The 16268-nt window shown below is 35.7% G+C and carries 17 protein-coding genes; 9 read left to right on the top strand and 8 right to left on the bottom strand.

Features of this window, described 5'->3' with window-relative positions; translation table 11 throughout:
• Positions 1-10: 10 nt before the first annotated feature.
• A complete protein-coding gene (locus tag KA909_RS11980; RefSeq protein ID WP_193838804.1) occupies positions 11-1786 on the bottom strand; it encodes an oleate hydratase in 1776 nt (591 codons plus the stop codon).
• A gap of 196 nt (positions 1787-1982) precedes the next feature.
• Here KA909_RS11980 and KA909_RS11975 point away from each other — a divergent pair, with 196 nt between their 5' ends.
• A complete protein-coding gene (locus KA909_RS11975) occupies positions 1983-2570 on the top strand; it encodes a TetR/AcrR family transcriptional regulator (RefSeq protein WP_210130271.1) in 588 nt (195 codons plus the stop codon).
• An 88-nt stretch (positions 2571-2658) separates the two neighbouring features.
• On the opposite strand, the gene pbp4 is transcribed toward KA909_RS11975, so the two are convergent.
• From pbp4 to KA909_RS11960, 3 genes are all read right to left on the bottom strand, one after another.
• The gene (gene pbp4, locus KA909_RS11970) at positions 2659-3810 is read right to left on the bottom strand and encodes a penicillin-binding protein PBP4 (RefSeq protein WP_210126104.1); all 1152 of its coding nucleotides are present in this window, start codon (positions 3808-3810) and stop codon (positions 2659-2661) included.
• Between the two features lie 409 nt (positions 3811-4219).
• Positions 4220-5359 (bottom strand): polysaccharide deacetylase family protein, encoded by a 1140-nt coding sequence (locus KA909_RS11965; RefSeq protein WP_210126105.1) that lies wholly within the window; start codon positions 5357-5359, stop codon positions 4220-4222.
• A gap of 135 nt (positions 5360-5494) precedes the next feature.
• Positions 5495-5665, bottom strand: a complete 171-nt coding sequence (locus tag KA909_RS11960) for a hypothetical protein (RefSeq protein WP_154392021.1) — start codon at positions 5663-5665, stop codon at positions 5495-5497.
• A 71-nt stretch (positions 5666-5736) separates the two neighbouring features.
• Between KA909_RS11960 and KA909_RS11955 the strand changes: the two genes are divergently transcribed.
• On the top strand, positions 5737-6660 hold the full coding sequence (locus KA909_RS11955) for an ABC transporter substrate-binding protein (RefSeq protein WP_193838800.1): 924 nt from the start codon (positions 5737-5739) through the stop codon (positions 6658-6660).
• Between the two features lie 4 nt (positions 6661-6664).
• Here the strand turns inward: KA909_RS11955 and KA909_RS11950 are convergent, their stop codons facing one another.
• Positions 6665-7441: an urea transporter gene (locus KA909_RS11950; RefSeq protein ID WP_210130264.1), complete on the bottom strand. Its 777-nt coding sequence runs from the start codon at positions 7439-7441 to the stop codon at positions 6665-6667.
• Positions 7442-7658: 217 nt separating this feature from the next.
• Here KA909_RS11950 and KA909_RS11945 point away from each other — a divergent pair, with 217 nt between their 5' ends.
• From KA909_RS11945 to KA909_RS11915, 7 genes are read left to right on the top strand one after another with little or no spacing between them, the layout of a single operon-like run.
• The gene (locus KA909_RS11945) at positions 7659-7961 is read left to right on the top strand and encodes an urease subunit gamma (RefSeq protein WP_053030032.1); all 303 of its coding nucleotides are present in this window, start codon (positions 7659-7661) and stop codon (positions 7959-7961) included.
• 12 nt (positions 7962-7973) lie between these two features.
• Complete coding sequence (locus KA909_RS11940; protein ID WP_053030033.1) at positions 7974-8381, top strand: urease subunit beta; 408 nt, start codon at positions 7974-7976, stop codon at positions 8379-8381.
• On the top strand, positions 8381-10096 hold the full coding sequence (gene ureC, locus KA909_RS11935; RefSeq protein ID WP_210130263.1) for an urease subunit alpha: 1716 nt from the start codon (positions 8381-8383) through the stop codon (positions 10094-10096). Before KA909_RS11940 ends, ureC begins: the two co-directional genes overlap by 1 nt.
• Before the next feature lie 12 nt (positions 10097-10108).
• Positions 10109-10561, top strand: coding sequence for an urease accessory protein UreE (gene ureE / locus KA909_RS11930; RefSeq protein ID WP_107629269.1), 453 nt, complete (start codon positions 10109-10111; stop codon positions 10559-10561).
• Entirely contained in the window at positions 10554-11243 is a 690-nt protein-coding gene (locus tag KA909_RS11925; RefSeq protein ID WP_193838797.1) for an urease accessory protein UreF, read from the top strand. The genes ureE and KA909_RS11925 overlap by 8 nt, the downstream gene beginning before the upstream one ends.
• A 12-nt stretch (positions 11244-11255) precedes the next feature.
• A complete protein-coding gene (ureG, locus tag KA909_RS11920; protein ID WP_193838796.1) occupies positions 11256-11870 on the top strand; it encodes an urease accessory protein UreG in 615 nt (204 codons plus the stop codon).
• Entirely contained in the window at positions 11870-12727 is an 858-nt protein-coding gene (locus KA909_RS11915; protein ID WP_193838795.1) for an urease accessory protein UreD, read from the top strand. The genes ureG and KA909_RS11915 overlap by 1 nt, the downstream gene beginning before the upstream one ends.
• 225 nt (positions 12728-12952) lie before the next feature.
• On the opposite strand, the gene KA909_RS11910 is transcribed toward KA909_RS11915, so the two are convergent.
• The 3 genes from KA909_RS11910 to KA909_RS11900 all read right to left on the bottom strand — a co-directional run bounded on the left by KA909_RS11910 (position 12953) and on the right by KA909_RS11900 (position 16129).
• Entirely contained in the window at positions 12953-14599 is a 1647-nt protein-coding gene (locus tag KA909_RS11910) for a phospho-sugar mutase (RefSeq protein ID WP_210130262.1), read from the bottom strand.
• Positions 14600-14842: 243 nt separating this feature from the next.
• Complete coding sequence (locus KA909_RS11905; RefSeq protein ID WP_275126180.1) at positions 14843-14944, bottom strand: type I toxin-antitoxin system Fst family toxin; 102 nt, start codon at positions 14942-14944, stop codon at positions 14843-14845.
• A gap of 207 nt (positions 14945-15151) precedes the next feature.
• Positions 15152-16129 carry an SMP-30/gluconolactonase/LRE family protein gene (locus KA909_RS11900; protein ID WP_193838793.1) on the bottom strand — a complete coding sequence of 326 codons (978 nt, stop codon included), beginning with the start codon at positions 16127-16129 and terminating at the stop codon, positions 15152-15154.
• Between the last annotated feature and the right edge of the window lie 139 nt (positions 16130-16268).

The raw sequence follows: 16268 nt of genomic DNA, 5'->3' as shown, positions 1-16268 counted from the left end.
GTATCTACACTTATAGTAACTTGTGTTGTTGCAACAATGCTTCGATATATGTGCCTTTAATCTTCTTCAAGAAAGTGTTGAGGGCGAGTTGCTGTATTTTGTTATGTTCGGTGAGTTCTAATAAATTTTTACGGTCGGTGAGTTCATATAAGGCATCCATCAATATGCGAAGGTCAAATTCTGTTGCAACCACTTCAGGGACACCTCTATCTATGCCCAACAATTGGTAGACTGCTTCCATAGCAGTTCTTACCGAATATTCAGTGGTAAAGACAGTATCTCTTTCTGTTTCTGCAAAATTACCAATAAAGGCTATGTTGCGAGCATTTTTAGGCACAACAAGTGGTCTGTCTCCAACAGCTCTAGGCATAAAATAAGAACAGATATATGGCATATAGACTGGTATCGTATTACATTGATTTTTAGCGAGGTCTTCAATTTGATTGATAGGTACGCCCATATGATATAGCCATTCTTGGCAAATTTCATTTCCACTGCACTCAGTGATTGGTTTATTGATAAAGTCACCATTCACGTTTGAATATAACGCGTAAATCCAAACGCTCACCTCATCGTCGGGTTGGCTTTTAAATTGTTGTTGACGATTTACAGTAAAATTCAATTGCCATTTAGAATCATTCACAGTAACAATCCCACCTGTCACTGTCTTGCCGGCTAAAGGATCTCGTTTACAAATGTGCTCGATAGTATTAATAATTGTCTTGTTATTCGTCGTCGCAGTTGCTGATACAAACCAACTTTTGTCCGGTAAATGATGATAGAACTTTTCGGGACAACCAAACTCAGGACTCTGTTTGGCAAGATTACGCCACAATGTCCAACTACCGCCGATATCTTTTGTAGGGGGTGCGGGGGTGTTGTTATCTCCATATGTTGAACTTTCAGTAATACTACCATTCGTAACAAATACTAAATCATTTGGCGTTAGAGGAATAACTTCATCTTTACCTGAACGTTTAAGTTGTATTTCACGAGCAACTTTTTCTGTTGTTGTGATATCGACTTTAATATTCATGACTTGGACATCATATTGAAATTGCACACCGTGGGACTCTAAGTAGGCAATCATAGGAAGAACAAGTGATTCATATTGATTATATTTGGTGAATTTAAGGGCACTGAAATCCGCTAATCCTCCAATATGATGTACAAAGCGCATTAAATATCGACGCATCTCCATCGCAGAGTGCCATGGTTCAAATGCGAACATTGTTTTCCAATAAATCCAGAAATTCGAATGCATAAAATCATTTGAGAAAACATCCGTAATCGTCACATCATTTAATGCTTCTTCTTTCATTAAACATAAATGTATGATTTCTTTAATCGCTTGTGGCGTCAAAGTAAAATCACCATCAGTAGGTAACTGATGTCCCCTTTTCTCAATAACACGACAACGTGAGTAATTAGGATCTTCTTTATTTAACCAATAAAACTCATCTAATACGGAAGCATTGTCCATTTCAAGCGATGGGATGGAGCGAAATAAATCCCATAAACATTCGAAATGATTTTCCATTTCTCTTCCGCCTCTAACAACATAGCCTTTTAAAGGAAGCTCATCGCCATCTAAACTTCCACCAGGTTTAGATAATTCTTCTAAAACATGGATTTTTGACCCATCCATTTGTCCATCTCTAATCAAGAAACATGCAGCAGCTAACGAGGCTAATCCAGAACCAATAAGATAAGCGGATTTATGCGCGACATTTTCTGGTTTTTTAGGACGGGCAAATGCTTCATAATTCCCGTTACTATAGTACATACATATCACTTCCCAAATGTTCATTATTTTTAATTTTTAGATTGAAAAGTAGTAAACTATTAGTAATCTTAAAGAAATTAATCTACCCTTCGACTGTATTATAAAATGCGGAAGGCTAAGAATTGTGCGTCACTTATGTGGTTTTGTAACATAAGCGACATTTTAATTAAACTGTCCGATATGAGGAGTGATGATGTTGAACAAACAAGATTTACGCGTCCAAAAGACACATCAAGCGCTAATTACTTCATTTTCTGAACTATTGCAATCAAAATCACTTGAACAGATTACAGTTCAGGACTTATGTACCAAAGCTAACGTACGACGATCTACGTTTTATCGTCATTTTAGTGATAAATATGATTTGTTAAATCATGTCGTCGGCACATTAATTGATCATTTTAGAGCGTTATATTTACCAGACATTAATCCTGATAATCCAAGACAATTTTTCGAGAAATTGATGAGAGATGTTTTGACATTTATTCACGATAATAAAGACATGGTCCGTAGCGTTATAACTCTCAATTTTTACGGCGAAGTTTATACGATTTTTTATGAACAAATCTATAAAGCCGTTCAAAAGCAAATTGAATTTGATCGACAGAGTGGACAATTTTATGTAGATGTAACCATATATGGAGAATTTTTAACTGGGGGAATTTTAAGCGTTATAACGAACTGGATTCAACATGGACAACAACAATCGATTGATAAAGTAACGAATGAAATTGTGAATATGATATGTGGTGCTAGAGAAATCCATTTGAAGAAACTGAGATAAAACGCCCTTTATTTAAGGTATTTCATAATTTGAAAAATGTCGCCAAGTTGAAAGCTTAGCGACATTTTTTCTAATTTAATTTATCGATTTAGAACCATTTCCATTTTTTATCTGCAGCAACGCGTGGGTAGTCACTACCTGGTAAGAAATCCCTATGATAATGAACATAGGCTTTGCCATCTTTATTGATGGCTATATGCCACTGAGCGTTATCCTTTGGCACGATATCATATAAATCTTTCTTAACATGATATTTCTTGCCATCAATTTCATGGTCACCTTCAGTTAATACTTTCTTGTATTCATATTTTTGGCGATATTGTTTAATAATGTTGTTCCCTATTCGATTTCTATTATATTTTGCATTTTCATCGCCATAAGGTTGAACGTTCATGACCGTTTCGTTTAAACGCAAGTGATTTTGCTTATTGGTTAATGCGATGTTATAGCCTTTATTACTTGTACCTGTCTTCAACCCATCCGTACCAGGTAAATAAAGCGGTTGGCCTTTTAATGATAGATTTGTACTCTTAAACGTATTGCCTTGTTGTGTATCTTGTGTCAACTTAGATATTTGCAATACTTCAGGATGCTTTGAAATAAGCTGTTGCATTAAAATGTTCATATCTTTCGCTGTACTTTTAGGATATTCTTGGTTTTTAAATTTAGATGGTGCGTATTGACCTAACAAGCTATTCTGCGCGCCAGCAGGATTGACAAAATTTGTATTTGTCATATGAAATGATTGCGCTTGTTGATTCATTTTGTTAGTAAATGCATCATTATTACCACTAATCTTCTCACCTAATATCATCGCAGCAGCATTGCTTGATGCTAATGTTGTTTGTTTGATTAATGCTTCGATCGTATATACTTGACCTTGTTGCAATGATACTGATGATAAATTTGGTAAATTAGACAGAGTTGCATAATGATTGGTAATTTTTACTTTATCGTTAAGCTTTAATCTTCCATTGTCAATGGCTTCATATGTTAAATATAAGGTCATCATTTTAGACATAGATGCCGGATCAACATGTTGATTTCCCTGGTAATGATATAAAATTTGCCCTTGATCTGTAGTCAACATGACACCACTCGGCTGATATTTCGTGCTTATGCTACTATGTTTTTCTTTATTAGCAATCGTTACTGGCGATTCACTCGCGTAACTTATCGACGTATGTAATAGCGCTATCGTAATGATGGCGCCTATCCCCTTTACAAATTTACTAAACAATATATCCCCTCTTTTTAAATATTTATAATATTGTACAATATCTTTTATAACAATATTATATGGATAATACAACTATATATAAACGCATAATCTTAGAATGCTGTTTCTTATTAAGATGATCAACTCTCATTTTTAATGATTTAACCAAATTAAAGGGAGTGGAACAGAATTCTTTTTAAATTCGTCGTCCGCTCCCAGCTTGCTTTGCTTGTAAAATCACTTTCGTGATTTTTTGTGTTGGGGCCCCGCCCGCAAGGATGACTAGAACTGAGAAAAGCTTGATTTAAGCGTATTTTTAGTTCAGTCAGCTACTGCGAATTTGCAAAATAGCATCATCATATTATTAATGTCTCATGCTCATTTCGCTGTCATTTGTCATAGCGATGAGTTATGTGCCTGTGACTTCTGATTATTTATACGCTTTGTCACCTTTAAAATAACTACGATCTTCCTTGCTATAAACCTTGTCAGGGTCTACAAATGGTTTCAACTTGTATTTGAAGTCATAAAGATTCAAACCATCGATAGCAACACGATCTTGATATACACTATACTCACCGATATCAGTAAAGTTATTAGGACCTACGCCCGCTAAATATTTGAAACCAGCTTTATGCTCTAGATATTGATAACCTGCAGAGCCCCTATCTTGCGCGCCATGAGGGAAAATAAATAAATCTGTTTGTCCAATGATTGGTGTGACTTCTTTCTTCCAACGTTCGGTATCTTTCACAATACGATCATATGAACTATTGGCAAAATCAATGTGCCCCCAAGAATGACTTGCAAATGTCCAACCGTCACGTTTCATTGCGTTTGCAACTTTGATTGCTTGTTCTTTTCGCTCATGATAATCTTTGCTGTCTAACTCATTGGTACGATATCCAAGTACACCGTTATAACCTGTTAAACCAACGACACCCTTTTGTCCATTCAGTGAGAAATCGGGATGATCTTTCACAAAGCGATTTAGAATCGGAACGATATCATTCGTTTCACTTTGTGTTACTTTCCCATCTTTACCTTTTGTTTCAGATACAACGTGATTAGATTTGTCTAAGACTAAGCGGTCTGCATAGCCGTTTCCTCTCATATAATCATAGTAATTCATATCATCAATGGATAAAATTAATGGTTTCTTTCCTTTAGGCAGCTTTAATGTTTTCTTCTTAATAGGTTTAGAATTAAAATCGTAAGCATCATGTGGATCAATTAATATGTAATGATGCTGATATAACTCATCAAGTGAACGTTTAAATTCATTAACAGTAATCATCCAATCATTATTACCTTTTGCTTGATTTGCTTCACCAGTGAATGCGATCTTAGGATCTGTAATTAACGGATGAAAAAAGACATGCGCCACATCACCTTTATATTCAACCCAATCTTCTTGTCCAGAACTTTTCTTTTTCGCATACATGTTTGCTTCTTTATTTTGCGATGCTTGTTGCGCTTTTTTATCTTGCGTGTGTGATGTCGATTGACATGCACATAAAACAATGGCTAGAACAACTGTGAATACACTCAACAAATATTTCTTAGTCATGCATTTACTCCTTTATATAACAAAGTGATTTTATGCCGATCACTGAATATTATATAATATTTTTATACTATGCATAACATATCATTTATAACTTAACGTAATTTTTACATGACATTAATTTTATTTAATATTAAATTATTTGTTTTTACGCTTTTCAATGAATTTCATAACTAAATTAACTACAATGGCTAGAACAATAATGCTCTTTAATATTAATTCGTAAATTTCCGGCATTGAAAATGTACTAATGAATACAAATACTATGATGAGCACTATCGCAATTTTATCGTGACTATCTAATGTCATTCTATTTCACCTTTTGCTTCATTTTAATTTCCTATATAATTGCATTATACATATAAAAGGAGATGGATGTTTTGAGAAAATTATTTGCTGTGGCGTTAGTATTTATTTTAGCCTTAGCTGCTTGTGGTAATAATAGCGATAATAATCATTCTAATGATGCTAAAGAAGATACTAAATCTTATACAACTGACGATGGGGATAAAATTAAAATTCCTAAGGAACCTAAACGAATCGTTGTTTTAGGTACAACGTATGCCGGTGGTTTAAAAGAACTTGATGCTAACATTCAAGCTGTAGCTAAAAATGTGGATGATAGTTCAGTATTAAAAGATAAATTTAAAGATGTTAAGAAAATTAATCCTGAAAACGTTGAAGCTGTAGCTAAAGCCAAACCAGATTTAATCATTACTTATAATACTGACAAAAACTTGAAAAAATTGAAAAAAATCGCACCTACTGTCGCATTTGATTATATGAAGCATGATTATAAAGAACAACATTTAGAGTTAGGTAAAATTATCGGTAAAGAAGATAAAGCGCAAAAATGGGTAGATCAATGGGAAGATAAAACGAAAGATGATGGTAAAGAAATTAAGGATGCCATTGGTGAAGACGCTACTGTCTCAATCATCAAAGATTTCGATAAAAAAATCTATGTTCTAGGTAAAACTTATGGTCACGGTAGCGAAGTACTTTACGATTCATTCGGCCTAAAAATGCCAAGTAAAGTTGAAAGTGCAACTAAAAAAGAAGATTTAGCTGATATTTCTGCGGAACAAATTCCAGAAATGGCTGGTGATTATGTCGTAACACCTGTTGCTAAAGGGGCTGACCTTTCATTCGAAAATAAAGATGTTTGGAAAAATACAGACGCAGTTAAAAAAGGACAAACATTTAAAGTTGACGAGGGTGTGTATTGGTTAAACGATCCCTATTCTCTTGACTTTGAACGTAAAGATTTAAAGAAAAAATTATTAGATTCTGCAAATAAATAGTGCCTTACTTGCATAACAACCCTGTAATGACTGCGATATACGTATTTAATTTCGTCGTAAATATCGCACCCAACGCAATACCTGTAAGTATAGCGTTATAGCCGTATAAACCATTCGTAATAGATGGATAGTCACCACCAAGTGCCACAATAAAGATAACAGCTAAGATACTGGAAATGATGGCGTATATACCACCTTTGATTGATCCTACAAAGATGCCTATTATAATTAACACACTTCCCAGTATAGACGTCACTAGAAAGATTTCACTGAAGTTCGTAGTAATACCACTAAGCCAACTGATATGATTATGACTAATATCTGGATGTTTTACTTGTTGTGGCAATATATCAATTGTCACTTTTAATTTCGAAAATTGTGTCGTCATTGCTAACACTAACCATGTCATCAATACAAATGGAAATGTTAGCATAGGTACACCAAAAGGCTTTAACCATTCTCTAATAGCCGCCCCCATAGGCAACGTTAAAATGGTCGCAATCAGCAATACAATCCAAGCTACCATAGTAGACTGAAGGAACAATGCTAAACCAATAGCCGTTAACACAGCATTATACCCTGCTAAGCCATCTTGAATTTCCGCTTCACTATAATTGAAGAAGGGTGCCAATAAGAGCGCTAATACGCTACCTATCATAGCCGCTATACCAATCTCCCATCGAGCCACAAACAAACCAATTAAAATCAGTACCCCTGACCATTTGTTATTCATAAACACAACTTGCGCTATATTTTTGAAAAAAACATTAATATACTTCACAAACTCACCTTACTCTTCTGTTATTACACTTCATTCTTTTAAATTCTAGCACTATTACTACAACTTACAAAATACTTTTACAAAATTTAATCATGTAGAAATACAATTAGAGTTTGGATTTAAAATAATTGTATGACTATATTGCTTGTACAATATTCTTAACAGTTCTAACATTAAGACTACGAACGTTATTTTCAAATGGAAAGAAGGAATAGATATGCATTTTACTCAGCGTGAACAAGATAAGTTGATGATTGTTGTAGCTGCAGAAGTTGCAAGACGTCGTAAAGCACGTGGTTTAAAGTTAAATCATCCTGAAGCACTCGCTTTAATCAGTGATGAATTACTTGAAGGTGCAAGAGACGGTAAAACCGTAGCCGAATTAATGAGCTATGGCAAAACAATACTAAATGAAGAAGATGTCATGGAAGGTGTTGCAAGCATGATCAAAGAAATTGAAATCGAAGCAACATTTCCAGATGGAACAAAACTCATTACAGTCCATCATCCAATCGTCTAAGGAGGCAATAATATGATTCCTGGAGAAATTATAGTTAAAAATACTGAAATCGAAATTAATCAAGGACGCGCGGAAACGGTACTTGTTGTTAAAAATACTGGTGACCGTCCCGTACAAGTTGGTTCTCACTTCCACTTCTTTGAAGCTAATAAAGCATTAAATTTTGAACGTGAAAAAGCTTATGGCAAACACTTAGATATTCCCGCTGGTGCAGCCGTACGTTTCGAACCAGGAGATGAGAAAAAAGTTCAACTTGTTGAATATGTAGGCCATCGTAATATATATGGTTTCCGTGGTTTAGTGAATGGCAAAATTGATGAAAGTCGCGTTTACCGTCCTACAGACGAGAATGATGACTACGCCGGTGTATTTCATGACGAAGGCGAAGAAAACGTCAATAAAAAAGGAGGACAAGATTAATGAGTTTTAAAATGACGCAATCTCAATATACCAGTCTTTATGGTCCGACTACAGGCGATTCAATTCGTCTAGGTGATACAAATTTATTTGCTCAAGTCGAACACGATTATACAAGTTACGGAGATGAAGTCACTTTCGGTGGCGGTAAATCAATTCGTGACGGTATGGGGCAAAATCCTAACGTGACACGTGACGACCGTTATGTTGCAGATTTAGTTATAACAAATGCAGTTATTATTGATTACGATAAAGTAGTTAAAACAGATATTGGTATTAAAAATGGCTACATCTTTGCTATTGGCCAAGCAGGTAATCCAGATATTATGGATAATATTGATATCATTATTGGTGCGACAACAGATATTATTTCAGCTGAAGGTAAAATTGTGACAGCTGGTGGTATTGATACACACGTTCACTTTATTAATCCAGAACAAGCTGAAGTAGCACTTGAAAGTGGTATCACTACACATATTGGTGGCGGAACTGGTGCATCAGAAGGTACTAAAGCTACGACAGTAACCCCTGGCCCTTGGCATATACATCGCATGCTTGAAGCAGCTGAGCAACTCCCTATTAACGTTGGTTTCACTGGTAAAGGTCAAGCTGTTAATCACACTGCGCTCATTGAACAAATTCATGCAGGTGTTATTGGATTGAAAGTTCATGAAGACTGGGGTGCAACACCATCAGCACTTGATCACGCATTAGCCGTTGCAGATGAATTCGATGTTCAAATTGCCCTTCACGCTGATACATTAAATGAAGCTGGATTTATGGAAGATACAATGGCAGCAGTTAAAGGACGTGTCTTACACATGTATCATACTGAAGGTGCAGGTGGTGGACATGCGCCCGACTTAATTAAATCCGCATCATATCCTAATATCTTACCTTCATCTACCAACCCAACATTACCTTACACACAAAATACTGTCGACGAACATTTAGATATGGTAATGATTACACATCACTTAAACGCATCTATTCCTGAAGATATCGCCTTTGCAGATTCTCGTATTAGAAAAGAAACTATCGCAGCTGAAGATGTACTCCAAGATATGGGCGTCTTTAGTATGGTAAGTTCTGACTCACAAGCGATGGGACGTGTAGGCGAAGTGATAACACGTACTTGGCAAGTCGCTCACCGTATGAAAGAACAACGCGGTTTCTTAGATGGTGATGCAGAATACAATGATAACAACCGTATTAAACGTTATATCGCTAAATATACAATTAATCCTGCAATTACACATGGTATTTCAGACTATGTGGGTTCAATCGAAGGTGGTAAATTAGCAGATTTAGTAATGTGGGAACCAGCCTTCTTCGGTGTTAAACCTGAACTAATTGTAAAAGGCGGTTTAATTAATGCAGCGGTTAATGGCGATGCCAACGGTTCAATTCCAACATCAGAGCCACAAAAATATCGTAAAATGTATGGCCAATATGGTGGCAATTTACAGCATACTGCCATTACATTTGTGTCTAAAACTGCATTCGAAAGTGGTATCTACCGTAGCTTAAACCTACAACGTATGGTTCGACCTGTTCATGGCATTCGTAATTTAACGAAAAAAGACATGAAGAATAACGATGCTACACCTAAACTTGATGTAGACCCACAAACTTATGAAGTATTTGTTGATGACGAAAAAGTGACTAGTGAACCTGCTACTGAATTACCGTTAACTCAAAGATACTTCTTATTCTAGGAGGTACGTTTAATGATTATAGAAGAAATTCAAGGAAACATTGCCAATTTACCAGCTGAAGATAAACAAAAGCACGTTGAAAAAGTCTATTTAGAAAACTCTGATTTAGTTAAACGTATTCAACGTGTAACAACAGATCATGGCACAGAAATTGGTATCCGTTTAAAACAACCTATTGATTTACAATATGGTGATATTTTATATCAAGACGAAACAAATATGATTGTGGTTGATGTGAATTCTGAAGACTTACTCGTTATCAAACCACGTACGTTACAAGAAATGGGCGATATCGCACATCAACTTGGCAATCGTCATTTACCTGCACAATTTACAGAAACTGAAATGCTCGTACAATATGATTATTTGGTCGAAGATTTATTAAAATCATTAGGCATTCCTTATAGTCATGAAGACCGTAAAGTTAATAAAGCCTTCAGACATATAGGACATTCACATGATTGATCATTCACATCTTCGATTATTTCAGTTCTGTGATTCACAATTTCCTACAGGTGCATTTAGTCATTCATTTGGTTTAGAAACATACATTCAACGCGATGTAGTTAAAGATGCTAAGACGTTTAAAGCATGGTTACAGCTATTTTTAAATGAGCAATTAACCTACTCAGACGGTTTGGCTATGCGTTTTGTCTATCAAGCGTTAGAAAACGAAGATACAGAAGAAGTATTAAGATTAGACCGCTTAATCTATGTTCAAAGTTTGCCTCGCGAAACACGTGTCGGCACGAAACAAATGGGCACACGTATGGCGAAATTAGCTATGGAACTTTATGATAGCGAATGGATGACGTGGTACCATACGCAAATGACTGAGAAGCGCGCTAAGTTACATCCAGCGATTTGCTTTACAATGTTAGGCCATCATTTAGGTATTGATATCGAAACGATTATTGATTATTACTTGTATCAAAATGTTTCAAGTTTAACTCAGAATGCGGTACGTGCAATCCCTCTTGGTCAAACAACGGGGCAACAAGTTGTGTCAGATATGATTCCGCATATCGAACGTACGCGTCAACATATCTTCACATTGAACGAATCAGACTTTGGTGTGACAGCACCAGGATTAGAACTTAATCAAATGGAACATGAGAACGTTAATGTGAGAATCTTTATTTCATAGGAGGTAATATTTATGGCAAATCCAATTAAAATTGGTATTGGTGGTCCTGTTGGTGCAGGTAAAACACAATTAGTAGAAAAATTAGTCCGCCGTCTGTCTAAAGAATTAAGTATCGGTGTTATCACAAATGATATTTATACTAAAGAAGACCAAAAAATCTTGGTTAATACAGGCGTGTTAGCTGAAGATAGAATCATTGGTGTCGAAACAGGTGGCTGTCCACATACAGCTATCCGTGAAGACGCTTCAATGAATTTTGCTGCGATTGATGAATTATTAGAACGTAATGACGACATTGAGTTAATATTTATTGAATCTGGTGGCGATAACTTAGCCGCTACATTCAGTCCAGAATTAGTAGATTTCTCAATTTATATTATCGATGTAGCCCAAGGTGAGAAAATTCCTCGTAAAGGTGGTCAAGGTATGATTAAATCTGACTACTTCGTCATTAATAAAACAGACTTAGCGGAATTTGTCGGTGCGTCATTAGACCAAATGGCTGAAGATACGAAGACATTTAGAGGAAATCGTCCATTCACATTCACTAACCTTAAGACTGATGATGGCTTAGATAATGTAATTGAATGGATTGAACGTGATGTATTGCTTAAAGGGCTATCTTAATGACTGAAGACAAGAAACAAGCTATTGAACAACCTTGGACTGGACAGTTAGACTTAACTGTATTCAATAATGGTAAACGCTCTGTTGCACGCGACATCTTCTTTGAAAAAGCGCTAAAAGTCATTCGCCCAGTCTATTTAAACCATTCAACGATGCCTACGTTCTATATTGTGAACGTGGGCGGTGGTTACTTAGATGGCGATCGATATCGAATGAATATCAATGTAGATCAAGGCGCAGCAGTGACGCTCACATCACAAGGTGCTACGAAGATTTATAAGACGTTGAATGATCGTGTGGAACAATATCAAACATTCCATATAGCGAAAGATGGATATATGGAATATGTTGGTGACCCGATTATTGCTTACGAACATGCGAAATTCTATCAGCACAATATATTCAAGTTAGATGAAACGGCATCTATGTATTATACAGATATTTTGACGCCTGGCTATTCTATGCGTGATGAACATTTCACATATGATTATATGCATTTATTAAATGAAATTTACGTCGGTGATGAACTCGTCACTTACGATAATTTGCGTATGCATCCAAGTGAAACAGAGATTAGTTCGATTGGTTATATGGAGCATTACACACATTTAGGTTCAGCCTATTTTATTCATCCTGACGTGACGCAAAAGTTAATCGATGAAGTGTATGACGAAATTAAAGGTTATATGAAGCAATATGATTGTCGTCTTGGTATAACACAATTGCCAACACATGGCTTTACCGTGCGTGTATTATCAAATATGACACAGGAAATTGAAGAGATTCTGAATACGGTGCAATCTTATATTGCGAATAAATTATACGATCGACAAATCAATTTTTTAAGAAAGTATTAATAAAGCAGAACAGGGAGCGGGACAGATTTTTTTAAAATCGTTGTCCCGCTCCCTGCTTGCTTTGATTGAAAAAGCGATGACGCACTTGACCAGCCTTTTACAAAGGTTAAATGGTCGTGATTCATCGCTTTTTGTTTTCATTTTTGTCTCAAGACGTATCCGAATCCTAGTGGCGTCTTGCCATCAAAATGCCGTCTTTGTACTAGGAAAGACATTTGAGAAAGGCTATTCAGTATCGCCAAATATATAATTATAGATGTCTTGTGATACTTGTTCGAAGTTATCGACGTTGAGTGAGAGATAGAACTTCAGTTTAGGTTCTGTACCTGATGGTCTCAATGCAATAAAGCCTTCTTTAAAGATGATTCGTATCACATTCGCTTGAGGTAATCGTATTATTTCTTCAGTATGATCTTCTTTATTTACACGTTTTAATGTCTTATAATCTTCCACTGCAACAACGTTTAATCCTGCTATGATTTCAGGAATATTCTGTCTTAATTGATTCATTAATTCATTAATCTGTTGTTGTCCTTCTTTACCTTCAAAGACTTTAGACATCGGTTTATCACGATACTGGCCTACTTCTTTATGGATTTCTTTTAATGCCTCGTGCAGTGTTTTGCCCTGACTTTTCAAAATAGATGCATACTTAATTATCAATGGCACGATTTGAATAGCATCTTTGTCTCGCACGAAATCATCGGCCAAATAGCCATAGCTTTCTTCATAGGCGAATAGGAAAGATTCTGTATCATCTAATTCACGAATAGCTTTAGCAATATGCTTAAAGCCGATTAAGACTTCCTTCACAGTGACCCCATGTTGTTGTGCAAGACGTTTACCTAACTCGCCACTTACAATAGATTGAATAACAACTGAATGCTTCGGTACATTCGTGTGTTCGAGAAGATATTTAATGAGTAATGCGCCGATTTCACTACCACCAAAGTAATATGTTTGTCCATCTGTATAACGTTCAACAAACCCCATGCGATCGACATCTGGATCTGTTGCAATAATTAAATTCGCATCGCTATCATGTGCTTGTTGAATCGCTAAATCAAAGGCTTCGCGTTCTTCGGGGTTCGCACTTTTCACGGAACTGAAATTCGGATCAAGTTCACATTGTGATTGCACTAAGCTGACTTGTTTAAAATTCAGATGCTTTAACACGTCTGGAATAATCGGTACTCCGGTACCATGTAAACTCGTATAAACAACCTTTAATTCAGATTGTGGAATATCTCCTACTAACCGTGTAATTTTATTGATATAACTATCATCAACCGCTTCTGGTAAATCACTAGTATTCTGCTCAATGCGTTCTTGGTTTAATTTAATATTTAACTCAAGCGGATCACCTAAGTTATTGATATAGTTAGCAACTTCTAATGACGTAGCTTCATCTAATTGTGCGCCATCTGCACCATAAACTTTGATGCCATTATAATCTTTAGGGTTATGGCTTGCTGTAATCATAATACCTGCAGATGTTTGCAAATATCGCACAGCATAAGAGAGTTGTGGCGTTGTTTTATACACATCTGACAGATAAACTTTGATATCATTCGAAGTCAAAATTTGCGTAATAATTTGCGCGAATTCTGATGATAAATGACGAATATCATAGTGAATGACAATTGAAGGATTATCTTCTTTATCGTTTAAGTAATTAGCAATTCCTAATGCCAGACGTTGTATGGTATAGCGATTTAATCGACCTGGACCAAGTCCAAACTGGCCACGAATACCGGCAGTACCAAATGCTAATTCAGTTTCAAATCCTTGTTCTTGAAACGTTGCGGTCTGGCTATCATAGAATGATGCTACAAGACTGTCATCTTTATATTTCATCCAATTGTCTTTCATCATATACTCCTTTCATACTTATGCGGATGTCTTATTATTCTTTTTCAGTATACTGGATATTTAAAAAAGTTTCATTTGATTAGTAAATAAGCTCTATTTAGTAATCTTTTATGCTGGCCGAATTAAACTTGCAATAAGTTACTCATAGTGATATAATACATTCATAAATTAATTCCATTGGCAACACCAAACCCCTCACTATTGCGCTAGTGAGGGGTTTTATGGTGTGTTAGACGATGTCGCTTATTTTCTATTACGGTTGTCTAACCAATATTTAAAAGCCGTAACAATACATCCTGTAATAACAGGACCAATGATGGTTAAAAAAATTAACTCCATTGGCATCACACCTCCTTCCGTCGAAATTACCGCCGGAAGAGCTAGCGACGCCTTGATTATAGCACCAAAGTGTAAAATCACTCTACGTTGCAAATTTTGATATAGTAAATGCTACATTAGCATATAAATTAATAAATTCACGATTATTTATAGAAAACTGTTCTATTTACTCTAAAATAATTGATATTTACTATCTTTCTGAGTTTTTATTACTTACTGAAATTGATAGCTTTCATGACCTTTCGCAAAGGCTTCAACGGTATAAATCATAGAACCACCTTCTGAGCCATTCTCAATGTCATTGGTACAAATGAGCAATTGGTTTGTTCCAGGAATAAATTGTGGATGTGTTGAACGTAACATTTTACCTTCATCACGCCCTGGCATTAAGATTTGACCAATAGGATAGCCACGTTTATTAAAGACTAAGACACGTCCTTGCCCATACATCGCTACGTATAAATTATCATCACTATCGATACATACTGAGTCTGGCCCTTCATGACCAGTAAAGTAATACGGAATCGTTGCGCCAAATGGTGCAATTGTCACACCATCGTCCTCCAATTGAATACGATGAAGTCGATTTGTCGTTGTTTCTGTCACCCATAGTACTTTTTCATCCGTACTTAACGCTACTCCGTTAGCTACTGAAATATTCTGAATGACTGGTGTTACTGTCTTGAAGTCAGGCGAAACGTAGTAGACGCCACCTTTAGGGTTAGTAGAATACCCTCTGAAATCAGTGAAATAGAAGCCACCTTTACTATCAAAGACCATGTCATCGATACAATATTCTGTGTTGAGTTCTGAAATAATTTCTTCAAACTGTTCACCATGTTCATCAGTAGCGAAGATGCCGCCTGTTGACTCAAAGTCACCTAAATAACATGTAAATAATCGTCCATCTTTATGTATTTTGACTGCAGCTGGATTTTGTTTTGTTGATTGAAATGCAGTTGAAACTTCTTTTGTATTTATATCAACTTTAAAAATTTTACCGCCAAATACTTCACATAAGAACAAATTATGATCTTTATCAAAGATGAGACCTTCTAATTGCAATCCTTCATCTGAAATTTTCAACCATGGTTCTGCCGTTACCGTTTGTAATTCACTTTCAGAAATAATTGGTACTGCGCTTTTAGATGCTCCAGTATATGTTAATTTTGGTAAAGATTGATTTGTCATTATTAATATTTCCTCCCTTTGTGAAAAGTATCGTTTACATTCATTATAATCCTTTAATACACTTTCTACTTATCGTACTACATGTAATCGTTTTCAAAAAGTAATTATACTTCTAACATAGGTCTATTGCCCTATTTTA

The organism is Staphylococcus sp. GDX8P54P (assembly GCF_017893165.1).
Lineage (GTDB): Bacteria > Bacillota > Bacilli > Staphylococcales > Staphylococcaceae > Staphylococcus > Staphylococcus borealis.
Note: the sequence above shows the minus strand (reverse complement) of the source record. Positions and strands in the feature narration are given on the sequence as shown.

Coding starts and splice junctions, on each gene's coding strand:
- KA909_RS11980 (WP_193838804.1), bottom strand. CDS start 1,786: ATGTACTATAGTAACGGGAATTATGAAGCATTTGCCCGTCCTAAAAAA.
- KA909_RS11965 (WP_210126105.1), bottom strand. CDS start 5,359: ATGACTAAGAAATATTTGTTGAGTGTATTCACAGTTGTTCTAGCCATT.
- KA909_RS11960 (WP_154392021.1), bottom strand. CDS start 5,665: ATGACATTAGATAGTCACGATAAAATTGCGATAGTGCTCATCATAGTA.
- KA909_RS11945 (WP_053030032.1), top strand. CDS start 7,659: ATGCATTTTACTCAGCGTGAACAAGATAAGTTGATGATTGTTGTAGCT.
- KA909_RS11940 (WP_053030033.1), top strand. CDS start 7,974: ATGATTCCTGGAGAAATTATAGTTAAAAATACTGAAATCGAAATTAAT.
- ureC (WP_210130263.1), top strand. CDS start 8,381: ATGAGTTTTAAAATGACGCAATCTCAATATACCAGTCTTTATGGTCCG.
- ureE (WP_107629269.1), top strand. CDS start 10,109: ATGATTATAGAAGAAATTCAAGGAAACATTGCCAATTTACCAGCTGAA.
- KA909_RS11925 (WP_193838797.1), top strand. CDS start 10,554: ATGATTGATCATTCACATCTTCGATTATTTCAGTTCTGTGATTCACAA.
- ureG (WP_193838796.1), top strand. CDS start 11,256: ATGGCAAATCCAATTAAAATTGGTATTGGTGGTCCTGTTGGTGCAGGT.
- KA909_RS11915 (WP_193838795.1), top strand. CDS start 11,870: ATGACTGAAGACAAGAAACAAGCTATTGAACAACCTTGGACTGGACAG.
- KA909_RS11910 (WP_210130262.1), bottom strand. CDS start 14,599: ATGAAAGACAATTGGATGAAATATAAAGATGACAGTCTTGTAGCATCA.
- KA909_RS11905 (WP_275126180.1), bottom strand. CDS start 14,944: ATGCCAATGGAGTTAATTTTTTTAACCATCATTGGTCCTGTTATTACA.
- KA909_RS11900 (WP_193838793.1), bottom strand. CDS start 16,129: ATGACAAATCAATCTTTACCAAAATTAACATATACTGGAGCATCTAAA.